Below are 16966 nucleotides of genomic sequence, written 5' to 3'. Positions count from 1 at the left end.
CGCGGCGGGGAGGGCCGTCACACCGCCTGCGCCGAGGCCTCGGACCGCACCCCCTTCACGCGCTGCGCCAGGGCGGCCGCCATGAAGTCGTCGAGATCCCCATCCAGCACCGCCTGCGGGTTGCCCTTCTCCACCCCGGTGCGCAGGTCCTTCACCATCTGGTAGGGCTGCAGGACGTAGGAGCGGATCTGGTGACCCCAGCCGATGTCGGTCTTCACCCCGGCATGCTGCGCGGCCTGCTCCTCGCGCTTCTGCAGTTCGAGCTCGTAGAGGCGCGCGCGCAGCATCTCCATCGCGATCGCGCGGTTGCGGTGCTGGCTGCGGTCCTGCCGGCAGGCGACCACGATTCCCGTCGGCACGTGGCGAATGCGGATCGCGCTTTCCGTCTTGTTCACGTGCTGCCCGCCCGCACCGGAGGCGCGCATGGTGTCGATCTCGAGATCCTCGTCGCGGATCTCGATCGCGATCGTCTCGTCCACCACCGGCGAAACGCCCACCGAAGCGAAGGAGGTCTGCCGCCGCGCATTCGCATCGAAGGGGCTGATGCGCACCAGGCGATGCACGCCCGATTCGGTCTTCAGCCAGCCATAGGCGTTGGGGCCGATGACCTTGATGGTGGCACTCTTGATGCCGGCCTGTTCGCCGTCGGACCGTTCGACGAGCTCGACCTTGTAGCCGTGGCTCTCCGCCCAGCGCACGTACATGCGCAGCAGCATCTCGGCCCAGTCCTGCGCATCGACGCCGCCCGCGCCGGCGTTGATCTCGACATAGGCATCGTTGCCGTCGGCCTCGCCGGAGAGCAGGGATTCGATCTCGCGCCGATGCGCCTCCTCGGCGAGCGCGCGCAGGTCGGCAGTGATAGAGTCGAGCGCGGCCTCGTCGCCTTCCGCTTCGGCGAGTTCAGCGAGCGCCATCGCATCGGCCGCCTCGCGCTCGATGCGCGCCACGGCCTCGATCTGGGCGGCGAGGCGGTTGCGTTCGCGCATCACCTTCTGCGCCGCCTCCGGGTCGTTCCAGAGGTCGGGGTCCTCGGCGCGCGCGTTCAGCTCGGCGAGACGCCTGGTCGCGGCGTCCCAGTCAAAGATGCCTCCTCAGCAGACCGACCGATTGGGCGATCTGCTCGTTCAGCGCGACGATCTCTGCCCGCATCACGAACTCCCTTGCGCCGCCGCGCGGCGGCGAGGGGCGGTCAATACAGCCCGCCCAAGGAGGCGTCCAGCGCCGCCGCGCCCGAAGCACCCCGGCCGCCGCCGGCGGCCGCACCGATCACGCCCGTCGGCGCGCCCTCTGACCCCGGTTCGGTGCCCGGCCGGAAGGCTTCCAGCAAGGCGCCCGGCGCGTTGGCGGGCGCGGCCTCCCCGGTATTGGGGTTCACCCACACCATGCGCACGCCGTCCGGGGCGCGGAACGGCACCACGGGCCGGCCCTCCAGGGCCTCGCGCATGAAGGCGCCGAAGATGGGAGCGGCGACATTGCCGCCCGTCTCGTTGTCGCGTGCGCCACCGAGTGGGCGCGGTTCGTCGAAGCCGACCCAGACCGCGACCACGAGGTCGGGGGTGAAGCCGACGAACCAGGCGTCGAGCCAGTCGTTGGTCGTGCCGGTCTTGCCGGCGACGGGGCGGCCGATGTTGGCGCGGGTGCCGGTGCCGCGGGTGACCACGCCTTGCAGGATGGAGACCATCTGGAAGGCCGAGATCGGGTCGGTCGCTTGCTCGCGCACGTCCGGCAGGTCGGGCGGGACAGGGCCGGGCGAAGGCTCGCGGCAACGGTCGCAGGGGCGCCGGTCGGCGCGGAAGATGACCTTGCCGTTGCGGTCCTGCACCGAGTCGATCAGGGAGGGTTCCACCCGCTTGCCGCCGTTGGCGAAGGCGGCGTAGCCCGCCGCCATGCGCAGGACGGTCGTTTCGCCCGCACCCAGCGCCATCGCGTAGGTGCGCTCCAGATTGTCGATCACGCCGAAACGCCGTGTGGCGTCCGCCACGCGATCGAGCCCCATCTGGGCGGCCAGCCGGATGGTCATCAGGTTCTTCGACTTCTCCATCCCGACCCGGATCGGGGTGGGCCCGCCGAATTCGCTCTCGTTGTAGTTGGTCGGCCGCCAGCGGCCCTGGCCCGGGCCGAGATCGATGACGAAGGGGGCATCCAGCACCTTCTGGGTCGGCGGCAGGCCGGCCTCGAAGGCGGTGATGTAGACGAAGGGCTTGAAGGCCGAGCCCGGCTGCCGCAGGGCCTGGGTGGCGCGGTTGAACCACGAGCGGTCGAAGGACCAGCCCCCCGAGAGGGCGAGCACCCGCCCGGTGGTCGGGTCGAGGGCAACGAGGGCCCCCTCGACCTCGGGCGCCTGGCGCAGGCTCGCGCGCTCGGGCAGCGCCGGCCGGGCCGGGCGGTTGCGGGCGGCCGCCTGGGCCGGTTCGGCGGGCAGGGGCTCGATCAGGATGACGTCGCCGACGGCCACCACGTCGGAGGCGGCGCGCGGGGCGGGGCCGAGGCCGCCGTTCGGCAGGGCCCGGCGCGCCCAGGCCATCTCGGCGAGCGGCAGTGCGAGGGTGCGCGGCATCGGCGGCAGGTTCGGCCGTTCGGGCCGCTCGAGCCAGCCGACGCGGGCCTGCTCCCGCCCCACCTCCAGCACCACCGCCACCCGCCAAGCGGGCAGCGTGCCGGGCGGGCGCGGCGTGGCGGCGAGGCGTTCGACCCAGGCGGTGGCGAGCCGGTCGGCCGGCAGGTCGATCCGCGCCACGGGGCCGCGCCAGCCGCCGCGGCGACGGTCGTAGGCCATCAGCCCCTCGCGCAGCGTGCGGTCGGCGATCTCCTGCAGGCGGGGGTCGAGGGAGGTGCGCACGGTGAGCCCGCCCTGGGTGGTGGCGGTCTCGCCGAAGCGGGCGATCAGCTGCCGGCGCACTTCCTCCGCGAAATACTCGGCGGGCACGCGTTCGGCGAAGCGGCCGGGGCGAACCTGGATCGGCGTCGCCTTGGCGGTTTCGGCGGTGGCGGGGTCGAGCACGCGGTCCGCCACCATGCGATCGAGCACCCAGTCCCGCCTGCCCTTCGCCGCCTCGGGAAAGCGCCAGGGGTTGTAGTTGTTCGGCGCCTTGGGCAGGGCGGCGAGGTAGGCGGCCTCGGCGGGAGTGAGTTCGTCGAGCGCCTTGCCGAAATAGGTCATCGCCGCTGCGCCCACCCCGTAGGCGCCCTGGCCGAGGAAGATCTCGTTCAGGTAGAGCTCGAGGATCCGCTCCTTGGTCAGCGCCCGCTCGATGCGGAAGGCGAGGATCGCCTCGCGGATCTTGCGCTCGAGCGAAACCTCGTTGCCGACCAGCATGTTCTTCGCCACCTGCTGCGTAATGGTGGAGGCGCCGATCGGCCGGCGGCCTGTTCCCATCTGCTGCAGGTTGGTGATGGCGGCGCGGAGGATGGCGCCGGGGTCAACGCCGGGATGGGTCCAGAAGTTCTGGTCCTCGGCCGAGATGAAGGCGTCCTGCACGAGCTTGGGGATGGAATCGATCGGGACGAAGATTCGCCGCTCGGTGGCGAGTTCGGCGAGAAGCCGCGAGTCGCCGGCGTAGACCCGGCTCATCACCGGCGGTTCATAGTCCTTCAGCACGGCGTAGTCGGGCAAATCGGCGGCGTAGTGATGCCAAGCCCACACCGCGACACCGCCCGCCGCGACCGTGCCAAGGGTGACGAGGCCGACCAGGAGACCGAACAGGCGTCCCAAGAGCGAGCGGCGTCGGCGACGCCGCGGCCGCTCCCTGGCGTGGGGCGAGGGGTCTGGGTCGGGCGGAGACGCTGGCTGAGCCTGGGCGGGACGCGCCCGCGGCAGCCCGGCGAGCGGTTCGTCTGCACGCATCTTGGGCCGCATACCACAAGGCCAGGTGATCCGTCAGGCGAAACCCGAGCGAGGCGGGGGTGCGTCAGCCGGCGAGCTGAATCGGCGGCGAGGCGGCGAAGTGGCGATCGACCGCCTCGGCAATGGCGCGGGCGAGGCGTCGGCGATGATCGGCGCGGCGCAAGAGCGCCTCGTCCTCGCGATTGGAGAGGAAGCCGAGCTCGATCAGCACCGAGGGCACGTCGGGCGATTTCAGCACGACGAAGCCGGCCTCGCGGTGCGGCCTGGGCAGCAGCGTCGTCTCGCGGGCGAGCGCCTGCACGGTGAACCGCGCCATCTGCACCGACCGTCGCCCGGTCTCGCGCCGCACCTGGGCGATCAGCGCGCGCGCCGCCGCCTCTTCCGCCAAGGCGCGCGACCGCCCCCGGCGGTTGTGCACCGCGGCCAGGCGCTCGGCGATGGGGTCGGAGGCGTCGGCAGCGAGGGTGTAGACGGAGGCGCCGCGCACCGAACGGTCCTCCAGCGCGTCCGCGTGGATGGAGAGGAAGAGATCGGCCCGTCGTTCCTGCGCGAACGCCGCCCGGTCGGCGAGCGGGACGAAGACGTCGCGGTCGCGCGTCATCGCCACTCGGTAGCGACGGCGCTGGAGCAGGGCGGCGCGGAGGTCGCGGGCGGCGGCGAGCACGACGTGCTTCTCATGGGTGCCACGCGGGCCGATCGCGCCCGGATCACGTCCGCCATGCCCGGGGTCGAGCACAACGAGCGGACGCGCCGCCTGAGGCGGGGGGCGCGACGGCGGAGCCGGCGGGATGGGCAGAGGGCGGGCGAGGGCGGCGGTCTGCTGGACGGGAGCGGCGCGGGCGGCCGCCAGCGGTCCGCGCAGGCCCTGGGCGAGGAACACGTCAAGCGGGGCCGGTTCAAGCCTGAGGAGAAGCCGGCCGCTCGAGGCATCGTAGGCAGCGTTTCGCACAACGACCGGCTGGACGAGGTCGAGCACCACCCGCGTCACCCCGGGACGATTGAGGCCGGCGCGAACCCCGCGCACCACCCCTGTCGGCGGTGGCAGGGCCGGTGCGGCCCAACGCAGGCGATGCACGTCGAGCACAAGCCGCGGCGGGTCGGGCACGGGGAAGAGGTCGAAGCGCGCCCCAGGCGGGATGCGGAGGGCGAACACGCTGGCCGTGCCGTCGCGCCAGAGGGCCGCCTCGGCGATGACGCTGCCCAGGGCGGCGGTCGGGCCGATCACGGTCGCGCCGGCAAGCAGCAGCGCACGCCGTGAGAGCACGATCCCGCCGCGCGTGGTCGGCTCTTCTCCCATGGCCCCTTCATGCAAGATCAGAGGGCTACTGGACAAGATTGACAGATCGCAGGCGGGAGCCCTAGTGCAGCGCCGCCACACGGCGCGGAAATCGACATCTCAGGGTTGCGGCACCCCCGCCGCTGTCCCGCCCTTGTGGCCACGCCCCGCTTGCGCCATTGTCGAGGTTGCCCGCGCAAACCGCGCCGCCTGCCGCCACCCGCCCCGATCAGCGGGGTAAAGGCCGAGGCGGCAGCGCGCCACCAGGCGATGAGCGCATGCGGGCCGCCCCCGGGCGGCTCTGCGATTGGCGCTGACGTCCGGGGTCGGGAATACGCCGGGCAAACGACACCGGGCGGGCCCTTCCGCCCGTCGGATTCGGGAGCGCATGAGCGCAACGACCCATCGCTTCGGGGCTTCATCCGACGCTGCGTTCGGCAGCGGTGGCGCACGCACAACCCTCATCATCCGCCGCGCCCCGCTGGGCGGCGCGGCGCGGAGTTCGCCCCTTCATGACCAAGCGCATGCTCATCGATGCGACCCACCCGGAAGAGACCCGGGTGGTCGTGCTCGACGGAAACCGTCTTGAGGAATTCGACGTCGAGACCTCGACCAAGAAGACCCTCAAGGGAAACATCTATCTCGCCAAGGTCGTCCGCGTAGAACCCTCGCTGCAGGCCGCCTTCGTCGACTTCGGCGGCAACCGGCACGGTTTCCTCGCCTTCAGCGAAATTCATCCCGACTACTACCAGATCCCGGTCGCCGACCGGCAGCGCCTGCTCGAGCTCGCCGCGCAGGAAGCCGCCGAGGAGGCGGAGCGCGAGGAGGCGGAGGCCTCCGGCCTCGCCCCGGTCGAGGCTCCGCCCGCCGTCGCGGAGGCGGAACAGGCCTCTCCGCAGGATGGGACGCCGGCTGAGGCGGCGACCGACCTCGCGCCCGTCGTGACGACGGCCGACGAGGCTCCTTCGCCAGAGCCCGGCGGCGAGGCGGAGAGCCGGGGCAGCGCGGCGTCGGCCGCCGAGGCCTCCGCCCCGCCTGAACCGCCGGCCGCGGTCAAGACCCCGCCGCTGCACGCCCCAGCCCCGCCCGAGCCTGCGGCGGAAGCCGCACCGGAGCCGCGCCCGCCCGCCGCCCAGCCGGCGCGGATCGAAACCGAACGCCTCTCCCTCGACCCCGACGCATCACCCCCCGCCGCCGACGCCGAGCCGGCCGCCGGGGACGAGGCGGCTGCGGTCGCGGCGCCGAGCGAGCCGGAGCGCGAGGCCGGCGTGGCGGAGGCGGAGGCCGAGGCCGAGGACACGATCCCCGCCGGGCCGGAGCCCGTTTCGCGCGAGATCGAGACGGTGGCGGCGGAACCGGCCGTTCCCGAAACGGTCGGCGGCGGCAACGGTCATGACGGGGCGGACGAGGACCGCCCGCGCCGCATCCCCCCCAAGTTCCTCCGCCAGTACAAGATCCAGGAGGTCATCAAGCGCCGCCAGATCCTGCTCGTGCAGGTGGTGAAGGAGGAGCGCGGCAACAAAGGGGCCGCTCTCACCACCTATCTCTCGCTCGCGGGCCGCTACTGCGTGCTGATGCCGAACACGCCGCGCGGGGGGGGGATCAGCCGCAAGATCACCTCGCCCGCCGACCGCAAGCGCCTGCGCGAGATCATGAACGAGCTCGAGATCCCGGACGGGATGGGGCTGATCGTGCGCACCGCCGGCGCCAACCGCCCGAAGGCCGAGATCAAGCGCGATTGCGAGTACCTGCTGCGCCTGTGGGACGACATCCGCGAGAAGACGCTGCAGTCGGTGGCACCTTGCCTGATCTATGAGGAAGCGAACCTCATCAAGCGCGCCATCCGCGACGTCTACTCGCGCGACATCGACGAGGTGATCGTCGACGGCGAGGAGGCCTACAAGGCGGCGAAGGAGTTCATGCGCATGCTGATGCCCTCGCATGCGCGCAAGGTGCAGCTCTACCGCGACGGCGGCGTGTCGCTGTTCGCCCGCGCCGGCGTGGAGGCGCAGCTCGACGCGATGCACAACAAGCGCGTCGAGCTGAAGTCGGGCGGCTACATCGTGATCGACCAGACCGAGGCGCTGGTCGCGATCGACGTCAACTCGGGGCGCGCGACGCGCGAGCGCAACATCGAGGAGACCGCGCTCAAGACCAACTTGGAGGCGGCGGACGAGATCGCCCGCCAGATCCGGCTGCGCGACCTCGCGGGCCTGATCGTCATCGACTTCATCGACATGGAGAACAGCCGCAACAATGCGGCGGTGGAACGACGCCTGAAGGAGGCGCTGAAGCAGGACCGCGCCCGCATCCAGGTCGGCCGGATCTCGCATTTCGGCCTGCTCGAGATGAGCCGCCAGCGCCTTCGCCCCTCGCTCACCGAGAGCTCCTTCGTCACCTGCCCCACCTGCAACGGCTCCGGGCTGGTGCGCTCGGTCGAATCGAGTTCGGTCGCCGTGCTGCGCGCGATCGAGGAGGAGGCGGCGAAGCGTCGCGCCGCCGAGATCCTGGTCCGCTGCGCCGGGGCGGTCGCGCTTTATCTGCTCAACCACAAGCGCGCACGGCTTGCTCAGCTCGAGGAGACCTTCGGGCTGAAGATCCTGTTCGCCGCCGATGACAGCCTCGCCCCGCCGGCGGTGCGGATCGAGCGCACGAAGCCGGCGCTCGCTGCCCCGCCCGCGCAGCCGGTGGCGCCGCTGCCGCCGCCCGTGTCGGCGACGGAGGAGGAGGAGACCGACGAGGCCGAGGCCGTCGAAGCCGAGGGCGAGGAGGAGGAGGCGAGCGCCGAGGCCCGTGCCGATGGGGCCGAAGAGGGCCGCGGGGCGACGGAGGCAGAGCGCGAGGGACGCCGCCGCCGTCGTCGCCGCCGCCGCCGGGGCGGTCGACGCGAGGACGGGCAGCGCACCGTGCCGCCCGGTGTCGGCGATCAGCCGGAGCTCGCCACCTTGCCGGTGCCTCCCATGGAGGAAGGCGAGGCGATGGCGCCCGCGCCCGCCGCCGCTCTGGCGGAGCCGGCGGAGAGCGGTGCTGCGACGGAGAGCGAGGCGCGCGGGCCGCGTCGCGGTCGCCGCGGCGGGCGACGCCGTCCGGATTTGCCCGGCGCGCCGCCCCCCACCCCCGCCTATGTCGGCGCGACCCCGGCCAACCCGTTCGTCGAGGCGACCGTCGACCTGTTCGAGGCGCTCGAGGAAGGCGCAGCGGCACCGCCGGCGCCACCCTCTGGCCCCAGCGCGCCCGCGGCGGTGAGCGCGGTGCCGATCATCGCCGCCCCGCCGCCCGAGGCTGCGCCCGAACCGTCAGCCCCGCCGGTGGCGGAGGAGGCGCCCGGCGCGCCCGAGGCGGAACCGCCCGTCGCGGCCGAGCCCGCCCCCGCCCAACCATCCCCGCCGCAAGGCCCGATCGCCTCGGCCGAGATCAAGCCGATCGTGGTCGACGAGGTGATCGAGGTGGTGCCGAAGAAGCGCGGCTGGTGGCGGCGCTGACCCGGCGGCCCCGAGGCCTCAGCCCAGCCAGCGGCTGAGGCGCTCCGCCGCCTCGGCCACATCCTCGGTCGCGCCGCAAAAGGAGAAGCGGATGGTGCGGTGGCCGCGGGCGCGATCGAAATCCACCCCCGGTGTGGCGGCGATCGCGATCTCCTCCAGCATGCGCCGGCAGAAGCCCGCGCTGTCGTTGGTCAGGTGGCCGATGTCGGCGTAGAGGTAGAAGGCACCTTCGGCCGGCGCGATCCGCGCGATCCCCGCCCGCGGCAGGGCGTCGAGCAGCAGAGCGCGGTTGGCGGCGTAGCGCGCGCGGTGCGCCTCCAGTTCCTCCGTCGCCGCGAAGGCGGCCAGCGCCGCCACCTGGGACACGGCCGGGGCGGAAATGAAGAGGTTGGAGGCGATCCGCTCCACCGGCCGCACCAGGTCCTCGGGCAGCACCATCCAGCCCACGCGCCAGCCGGTCATCGACCAGTACTTGGAGAAGGAGTTGATGACGATCGCGCCCGGCAGGGCGGCGGCGGTGGCGGCCGGTTCGCCGTAGGTGAGGCCGTGGTAGATCTCGTCCGAAATCAGCCGCACGCCTTGCTGCGCGCACCAGGCGCCGAGGGCGGCGAGCTCGTCGGCGTGCAGCATGGTGCCGGCCGGGTTGCAGGGCGAGGCGACGATCAGCCCGTCGGGAGGCGGGTCGAGGCGCTCGAGCATGGCGACCGTCGGCTGGAAGCGCGACTCGGGGCCCGCTTCCAGCAGGACGGGGACGAGGCCCAAGGCCTCCAGGATGTTGACGTACGGGGGGTAGTAGGGCGAGGCGAGCGCCACCCGATCGCCCGGGTCGAAGGCGGCGAGGAAGGCGAGCGGAAAGGCGCCCGAGGCACCGACGGTGACGGCGATGCGGGCGGGATCGACGGCAACGCCGTAGCGCTCCGCGTAGAGCTGCGCGATGCGCTCGCGCAGGGGCCGGATGCCGAAGGTCTCCGTGTAGCCGAGCGTTTCGCCCGCCCGCATGGCGGCGATGGCGGCCTCGATCGCGGCGCGCGGCGCGCCGGTTGAGGGCTGGCCCACCTCCATGCGGATCACCCGCGGGTCGGTGGGGGTGGCGCGGGCGGCGCGCGCGTTGGCCGCCGCGATCACGTCCATCACGATGAAGGGGGGGGCGGCCGCCCCCTTGCCGACTTTCAGCGCCATGGCCCAGTCGCGCCCTAGGGCGGGCGCGGCGTCAAGGGGCCGGGGGCGATGCCGCGCCTATTTCAGCGTGACCGACTTGGCGTTCTCGACCGTGAGCTTCATCCCCTCGGCGAGCACGCCGTGGCGGTGCAGGACGTAGGCGGTGACGGCGAGCTTGTCCTCGTCCGGAATGCGGGTCGGGTCGTCGAAGGGCATCAGCATCTGGGTGTAGGCGAGCAGTTCGCCGGCATGGCCGAACTTGGCGATCTGCGCGCCCTGGCCCCAGATCGGATTGCCGTAGCCGGGGCCGCCGCGGCCGTCGGCGCCGTGGCAGACGGCACAGGCCTCGGCATAGACCGTTCGCCCGCGCTCGAGCTGCGGGTTCTCGGCCCTGGCGGGGGCGGCGGTAGGCAAGGAAACCGTGAGGGCGAGGCCGGTGGCCGCGGTGGCGACGGCGACAAGGGCGAGGAAGCGCGACATCGTCTTTCCCGAAGGCTTTCCTGTTGGCGGCGGTGGGGAGGCGTCCCCCTGTGGGACGCCTCCCGGCGCTGGTCAGGCGACGACGCGGATGCGGAACTTGGGGATTGCGTTGTTCGCCATCCCGTAGAGGTTGAACGGCACGCTGGCCGGCTGGGTGTTGCCGGCGTTGTCGGTGGCCCTCGTTTCGATCACGTGCTCGCCCGGGGTGGCGTCCCAGGGGAAGTCGAAGCGCACCCAGGTGTAGCGCCCAAGGTTGGGTTGGCGGATGTGCGCCTCGCGCCATGGCCCGCCGTCGATGCGGTATTCCACCTTGCGCACGCCGAACTGCGGGCCCCAGGCGTAGCCGCGCATCGTCTGACGGCCGGCGGCCAGGATGGGGAGTTCGCCTCTCTTCAGCGGGTAGTTGACCGGTAGGGAGGGTGACTTCTCGATGACCAGCGGCACGGTGAGGGTGGACTTGACCGGCATCCACTCCACCATCGGGCCCTTGATGTCATCGGGGGTGACGTTGCGGAACTCGTCGTTCGGGCTGAAGGAGGGGCGGGGGTAATCGGGGCCGACGAAGACCTCGCCCTTGGTGTTCAGCCGCACCCAGAAGTCGTGGTCGGCGACCTTGAGCTCGGTCAGCCATTTGATGGACGCCGCCCCGCCCCAGCCGGGAACCAGGGCGCGCACGGGAGCGCCGTGATCGGGGAGCAGCGGGTTGCCGTTCATCTTGAAGGCAAGCCCGATGTCGTCGGGGCGGGAGAGCACCTCGCGCATCGGCACCGGCCGGCCGATGTCGCCGCCGCCATCCACACCCGACCAGAACAGCAGCGCCTTGGCGGTGGGCTTCAGTCCGGCGAGGGCGAAGATCTCGGAGAGCGGCACGTACTCCCACTCGGCCAGCCCGATCGCGCCCATCACCCAGTTGCCGCCCGAGACGTCCTTCATGTCCTGCTGTTCCCAAAAGAGCGTGCGGCAGTTGCCGTGGCACTCCATCGTCGCGAACAGGGTGCGCGAGGGGAGTTTCAGCAGGTCCTCGTAAGAGAGGGTCAGTTCGCGCTCGAGCGCGTTGCCGTGGATGCGGAGCTTCCAGTTGCGCGGATCGAGCTCGGGTTTCTGGTCGGCCGTCGGCGTCGGGTAGTGGTTGCGGACGTAGAACTCCTCCACCGGTGTGATCCAGGTCTTGAAGTTCCAGTACTGCCCGCTGCGCACGGTGGCACCCATGTTGAGAAGGCGCGAGTCGTCCTTCTGCAGGATGCGGCGCGCCGGGGCAGCCGGGGCCTGGGCGGCGGCCGAAGAAGCGGGAAGCGCGGACGCGGCGGCGGCGCCGACGACGGACCAGGCGGCGACCTCGAACATACGCCGCCGTCCGACGTCCTCGCGCTTCAAGACCTTCTCGACGAGCGCGCGCTCCTCGCGTTCGATCTCCGTGCGGTTCATTCTCGATCCTCCCGTGATGGTGGGCGGCCGATGCGGCCTGCCACGGCCACGGGATGCATCCGGCGTGCCGCGCGCGAGCGACGGCAGAATGAGGCTTTGTCCGGGGGAGGCGTCCGGAACGCCGGACGGCTGACGAGGACCGCGTCCGAGGTTCCGGACTCGAAACGCCCTTGCTCAGCCCGTGCGGATGCCGAGGCGGCGAATCTTCTCGAAGAGGGTGGAACGGGCGATGCCGAGGCGCTCCGCCGCCGCCGTGACGTCGCCGCCTGTCGCCTCCAGCGCGGCGAGGATGGAGCGGCGTTCCGCGGCGGCGACGGCCGCTGCGAGGGAGGGTATCACCTCCTCCATCGGTCGCGGCTCGCCGGGGAAGAGGTCGGCCGCGTCGAGCCAGGGCCCGGCGGCGAGAGCGATCGCCCGCTCCACACGGTTGCGCAGTTCGCGCACGTTGCCGGGCCAGTCATGGGCGAGCAGGGCCTCCTCGGCAGAGGGGCGCAACAGCGGGGGGGCGCGGCCGAAGCGGGCGGCGCATTCGACGGCGAAGCGGCGGGCCAGTGGCAGGATGTCGTCGCGCCGCGCCCGCAGGGGTGGAATGGCGATGCGAATGACGTCGAGGCGGTAGAGGAGATCACGCCGAAACCGCCCCGAGCTCACCAGGGCCGAAAGGTCGGCATTGGTGGCGGCGACGACGCGGGCGCGGAACGGGATGGACTTGGCCGAGCCGAGACGGGCGAACTCGCGCGCCTCGAGCAGGCGCAGAAGCTTCGACTGCAGGGCGGAGGGCAGCTCGCCGATCTCGTCGAGGAAGAGCGTGCCGTCCTGGGCCGCTTCGGCGAAGCCCTCGCGGCGGCGGTCCGCGCCGGTGAAGGCGCCCTTCTCGTGTCCGAACAGCTCGGCCTCGAGAAGCGCTTCGGGGATCGCGGCGCAGTTGACGGCGACGAACGGGCGGTCGGCGCGCGGCGAGCGGGCATGGAGGAAACGCGCCGCCACCTCCTTGCCCACGCCGCTCTCGCCCGTCAGCAGCACGGTGCTGTCCACCCTCGCCGCGCGTTCGAGGAGCGCCTCGACCTCGCGCATGGCGGCCGAAGCGCCGAGCTCCCCGCCCGCCTCGGCGAAGACGGGCAGGAGGGCCGCAATCCGCCGCAGCAGGTCCTCGGTCTCGAACGGCTTGACCAGGAAGTCCGCCGCGCCCTCGCGCATCAGCCGCACCGCGAGATCGATGTCGCCGTAGGCGGTCATGAAGATCACCGGTGTTGCCCCGATCAGCGGGCGCAGCCGCGCCATGAGCGCTTCGCCGGTGCCGTCAGGGAGCCGGATGTCGCAGAGCGCAAGCGCGGGGCGGACGCGCCTCGCCGTCGCCTCCGCCTCGCGCCCACTCCGCGCCCAGGCCACGTCGAATCCCTCGAGTTCGAGGCGATCGGCGAGTGCCCCGCCCATCACCGGGTCGTCCTCGATCAGGATCAGGCAGCCGCGGCTCTGCGCGTCAGGCGGCAAGGGCGGGCTCTCCCGCAATAGGTGCGGCAAGGCCGAGGCGCGACCCACCCGGCGCGGCCTCGACGAGGATCCTGCCCCCCAGCGCGCGGGCAAGGCGCGCCGCCGTCCACAGGCCGAGCCCGCCCCCCGTCGGCGGTCCCTCCTCCGGGTGGGCCAGGACATGGCGGGCCCAAGGGGGAAGCCCGCCGCCGGAATCGGCCACCGTCACGCGCAGCGAACCGTCCACGATCTGGGCGGCGAGCGAGACGGTGCTGCCCTCGGGGCTGGCGGCGACGGCATTCAAGAGGAGGTTCAGCACGACCTGGCGCACCATGGTGCGATCGAGTGCGAGCTCTCCCGCGAGGTCGTTGCGCCAGATGAGGCGAATGCCCTTGCGCTCCGCCTCGTGGCGGACGAGGAGACGAAGGTCGTCGATGTCCTCCGGCCTGAGCGCACCCTGGCCGGGGCGTTCCTTCGCCGTGACCAGGGAGGCGCGCACGACGGTGCGAATATCGGCAAGGCCGCGGCGGAGGAGAGCCAAGGTGCGCTGACGCACCTCAGGGTCGGCGCCATGGCGGCTCAGCGTGTCGACTGCGGTGAACAGCCCGCCCAAGGGGTTGTTGACCTCGTGCGCCAAGCCCGAGGCGAGCTTGCCGAGCAGGGCATATTTCTCCTCCTCGGCAAGCCGCGCCGCCATCGCCTCGCGTTCGGCAAGCGCCCGCGCGGTGCGGTTGAAGGCGCGAAAGAGGGCGGCGAATTCCGGGGGCTGGCGCGCGATCACCACCTCCGGCACCGGGGTCATCGCGCCATCCTCACCCGCCGCGACGTGGGCGCGCAGGATGGAGAGGGGGGCGAGCATGCGGCGCACCAACCAGAACCCGGCGGCGGCGAGCAGGACCGCGATCGCCGCGTTCACCGCGACCAGGGCCAGCCGGACCTCGGCGCGCTCCGCGATCAGCGCGGCGATGTCGAGTTCGACCAGGATCCGGCCGACCGCGATCTCGCCCTCGCGCAGCTCGCGGGCGATGAACCCCCTCTCCGCCGCCGCATCGATGACAAGCCGGTCTCCGTCCGGAAAGCGGGCGAGAAGGGGCTCCGGCAGGACGGAGCCGACGGGAAACAGGCGCGGGGCGGATGCCGCCAGCACCGTCCCGCTCGGCTCGGTCACGATCGCGACCACGATGGCGATGCCGCGATAGCGGTCGCGGGCGCGATCGAGCGCCTCGAAGGCCTCCCAGACGTCGCGGCGGATCGCCGCCGGCAGGACGGCGGTCGACACCCCGTCCAGATAGGCGGAGGCGAGCTCCGCGAGGTGGCGTTCCTGGTCGCGCGAGAGCCGGTGCAGAACCACCTGGCCGATGACGAGGGCGAGTCCCGCCATCAGCAGGGCCACGAACAGCGGCACCTTGAAGGCCATCGGCCAGGCGCGGGGGGAGAGGGCCCGCATCTCAGCCCTCGGCGCGAAGCCGCTCCCGCATGGCGGCAATCCCGGCGTAGAGGATGGGCTCGCCGGGAACGAAGCCGTCGAGGTCGAGCACGGCGAGGATCTCGCGCCCGAGCGGGTCCTGCGGCATCGCCACCAGTGCCCGCGCCAGCGCCTCCACCGCGGGGGACCGCCGCTGCGCGGCGAGGGCGGCGATGGGGGGGAAGCCGAACCACTCGCTCGCCTCGAGGACGCGCGTCGCACCGGCGATCGCGGGTTCGCGCCGCGCCATCACCTCCCAGACATAGCCGTCGACGGAACCGCCATCCGCAAGCCCGGCGGCGACCGCGCGGATGACGTTGCGGTGGCCGAAGGTGAAGAAGCTGCGGGCGAAGAAGGTCTCGGGCCGCTCGCCGTCGAGCAGCAGACGGTGGCGGGTGACGAGGTAGCCCGAGTTGCTCGCCGGGTCGGAGAAGGCGTGGGTGGTGCCGCGCAGATCCTCCAGTCGCTCGGCGCCCGAATCGGCCGGGACGATGAGGTAGGAGCGATAGAGAGGGCTGCCGCGGTGCAGCGGCACTGCGACCAGGGCGAGCCGGTCCGCGTGCTCGACGAAGGGATAGCCGCAGATCCAGGCGGCATCGAGCCGGCCGGCGAGCAGCAGTGCGGTGATCTCCTGGTAGGTGCGCCGCTTGACGAGCTCGGGCGCGAAGCCGGTGGCCCTCCCCAGGTAGGCCTCGAGGGCGCGCAGGAGGGCGAGGTCGGAATCCAGGAAGACGGGGGTCAGGCCGAGGCGCAGCGGTTCCCTCGCCGCGGCCCGCCCGCCCAGGACAACCATCGGCAGGGCCGTCACCACCGCGCGTCGGCTCACGTCGCGCCTGCGCACCGTCGTTCCTCCCCGTTGCCGACAAGGCTGCCCCGTCGCGGGAGGAACCGCAACCTTTTCCGAGGGACGCGCCTGCCCGGCTCAGTCCGCGCCGAGGGCGAGGCCGTGGCCGCGCGGGTCGGCGGCCCAGCTGCAGGATGAAGGGTCGCGCGGCAGATAGCCCGGGCAGTGCACCAAGTTGACGCGCCCAAGCCGGTCGCCGAGGCCTGGCCGCGGGGCTGCCACCGCTTCGGCGGCCGTTCGCCGCGCCAAGGCCTCGCTCGCGGCGACGGCGAGCGCGATCGGGCCGGCTTCACCGCCCGAGGCGGAGGCGGCCAGACGGACGGCGCGCAAGGGCGAGTTGGAGATCAGCAGCACGCTCGGCAGGGCGGGTGGGATGGCGCCGATCCCCGGCGCGGCGGCGAGCACAAGCCCGAGCCCGGGCGCCACCCGCCCGGTGCCGAACAGATTGTTGTTGGTGAAGGCGCAGGCGACCGCCTGGCCGTCGCGATCGACCGCGACGAATCCGGTGGTCGCGCCGAGGGCGGCGGGAAGCCCCCCGCCCGTCGGCGTGGCGCCGTCCAGCACCGCCTGCGGATCCGCCCCCGCCCGCACCGCTGCCGCGGCGGCGCGCGCCGCCGCTGCCGCCTCCTCCGCCGAGGCCCGCGCCGCCAGCGCCCGCAGCGCCACCGCCGCACCGACGGAGCCGCCGACCGGCGCAGCGTGCACCACATCCGAACCGAGCCGGACCGCGACCGTCGTCGTCAGCTGCGGCAGGGTCGTGCGCAGATCCTCGAAGGCGAGCGCGCCGCCGGCCGCGCGCGAGGCGTCGGCGAGGCGTCGCGCCAGCCCACCCTGGTAGAGGTCGCCCACGCCCTGAGTGCGAATCAGCCCGATCAGGTTGGCGAGTTCGGGCTGAACGAGGAGATCGCCCTCGCCGAGCGGGGTGCCGTCGGGCCGGGCGAAACGGGCCCGCGCGTTGGGGTCGGCGAACAGCGGCGTGGCGACGACGGCGAGGTCCCGCGCCAGCGCCCGGCTCATCGGCGTGCCGAAACGGGCGGCTTGCTCGGCCGGGGCGATCACCTGCTCGAACGGAAGCCGCCCCAGCCGGGCATGCAGGGCAAAGAGGCCGCGCGGTGTGCCGGGCAAGGCGGCCGGCCGGTCCGAGCCCGGGTCGAGCACGGTCGGCGCGCGGGGGAGGAAGGTGGCGGCGATCGCTTGGTCGCGCCTGGGGTCGTAGGCGAGGCAGACGCCACCCCCGGCAAGCGAGGCGCGCGAAGGCAGGGTCACACCGAGGGCGAAGCCCATCGCTGCGGCAGCGTCGGCCGCCGACCCGCCTGCTGCGAGGATGTCGCGCCCGATCAGCGCCGCCCGCGGCTCCTCGGCCGCCACCCCGCCCAGGAAGCCCTGCACGAAACCGGGGGTGCCGAGCGGCGGGCCGGAGGCGCCGAACAGCCCCTCGACCGTCGAACAGCCCGCGAGCACCGCACACGCGGCCGTGGCAAGACCGACCCGCACCAGGCGGTCTATGGTCCCGCGCATGGTG

Annotated in this window: 11 protein-coding genes; 1 reads left to right on the top strand and 10 read right to left on the bottom strand. The window is 72.8% G+C overall.

The window, feature by feature from the left end:
- Nucleotides 1-17: 17 nt before the first annotated feature.
- The 3 genes from prfB to DWB05_RS06515 all read right to left on the bottom strand — a co-directional run bounded on the left by prfB (nucleotide 18) and on the right by DWB05_RS06515 (nucleotide 5141).
- Nucleotides 18-1149, bottom strand: a protein-coding gene (prfB, locus tag DWB05_RS06525) for a peptide chain release factor 2 (protein WP_114376592.1) whose coding sequence is annotated in 2 segments (ribosomal slippage) — nucleotides 18-1079 and nucleotides 1081-1149 — 1131 coding nt in all. Because the reading frame shifts where the segments join, the coding sequence is not laid out codon by codon here.
- A 40-nt stretch (nucleotides 1150-1189) separates the two neighbouring features.
- A complete protein-coding gene (locus DWB05_RS06520) occupies nucleotides 1190-3712 on the bottom strand; it encodes a penicillin-binding protein 1A (protein WP_232818416.1) in 2523 nt (840 codons plus the stop codon).
- A gap of 196 nt (nucleotides 3713-3908) precedes the next feature.
- A complete protein-coding gene (locus DWB05_RS06515; RefSeq protein WP_114376164.1) occupies nucleotides 3909-5141 on the bottom strand; it encodes an N-acetylmuramoyl-L-alanine amidase in 1233 nt (410 codons plus the stop codon).
- 491 nt (nucleotides 5142-5632) lie between these two features.
- Between DWB05_RS06515 and DWB05_RS06510 the strand changes: the two genes are divergently transcribed.
- On the top strand, nucleotides 5633-8602 hold the full coding sequence (locus DWB05_RS06510; RefSeq protein WP_114376162.1) for an Rne/Rng family ribonuclease: 2970 nt from the start codon (nucleotides 5633-5635) through the stop codon (nucleotides 8600-8602).
- A gap of 18 nt (nucleotides 8603-8620) precedes the next feature.
- On the opposite strand, the gene DWB05_RS06505 is transcribed toward DWB05_RS06510, so the two are convergent.
- From DWB05_RS06505 to DWB05_RS06475, 7 genes are all read right to left on the bottom strand, one after another.
- Nucleotides 8621-9781: a pyridoxal phosphate-dependent aminotransferase gene (locus DWB05_RS06505; protein WP_114376160.1), complete on the bottom strand. Its 1161-nt coding sequence runs from the start codon at nucleotides 9779-9781 to the stop codon at nucleotides 8621-8623.
- Between the two features lie 57 nt (nucleotides 9782-9838).
- Nucleotides 9839-10240 (bottom strand): c-type cytochrome, encoded by a 402-nt coding sequence (locus tag DWB05_RS06500; protein ID WP_114376157.1) that lies wholly within the window; start codon nucleotides 10238-10240, stop codon nucleotides 9839-9841.
- Nucleotides 10241-10312: 72 nt separating this feature from the next.
- On the bottom strand, nucleotides 10313-11665 hold the full coding sequence (locus DWB05_RS06495) for a molybdopterin-dependent oxidoreductase (protein ID WP_114376155.1): 1353 nt from the start codon (nucleotides 11663-11665) through the stop codon (nucleotides 10313-10315).
- A gap of 174 nt (nucleotides 11666-11839) precedes the next feature.
- Complete coding sequence (locus tag DWB05_RS06490; RefSeq protein WP_232818415.1) at nucleotides 11840-13156, bottom strand: sigma-54-dependent transcriptional regulator; 1317 nt, start codon at nucleotides 13154-13156, stop codon at nucleotides 11840-11842.
- Nucleotides 13146-14582, bottom strand: a complete 1437-nt coding sequence (locus DWB05_RS06485; RefSeq protein ID WP_114376153.1) for a sensor histidine kinase — start codon at nucleotides 14580-14582, stop codon at nucleotides 13146-13148. Before DWB05_RS06485 ends, DWB05_RS06490 begins: the two co-directional genes overlap by 11 nt.
- Nucleotide 14583: 1 nt before the next feature.
- Nucleotides 14584-15426, bottom strand: a complete 843-nt coding sequence (locus DWB05_RS06480) for a substrate-binding domain-containing protein (protein WP_269815558.1) — start codon at nucleotides 15424-15426, stop codon at nucleotides 14584-14586.
- A gap of 96 nt (nucleotides 15427-15522) precedes the next feature.
- Nucleotides 15523-16962: a gamma-glutamyltransferase gene (locus DWB05_RS06475; protein ID WP_198669062.1), complete on the bottom strand. Its 1440-nt coding sequence runs from the start codon at nucleotides 16960-16962 to the stop codon at nucleotides 15523-15525.
- Nucleotides 16963-16966: the final 4 nt, after the last annotated feature.

The organism is Elioraea thermophila (ex Habib et al. 2022), assembly GCF_003336755.1.
Classification (GTDB): domain Bacteria; phylum Pseudomonadota; class Alphaproteobacteria; order Acetobacterales; family Acetobacteraceae; genus Elioraea; species Elioraea thermophila.
The sequence above is the reverse complement of the archived record's forward strand: the minus strand, read 5'-3'. Positions and strand labels throughout refer to the sequence as shown.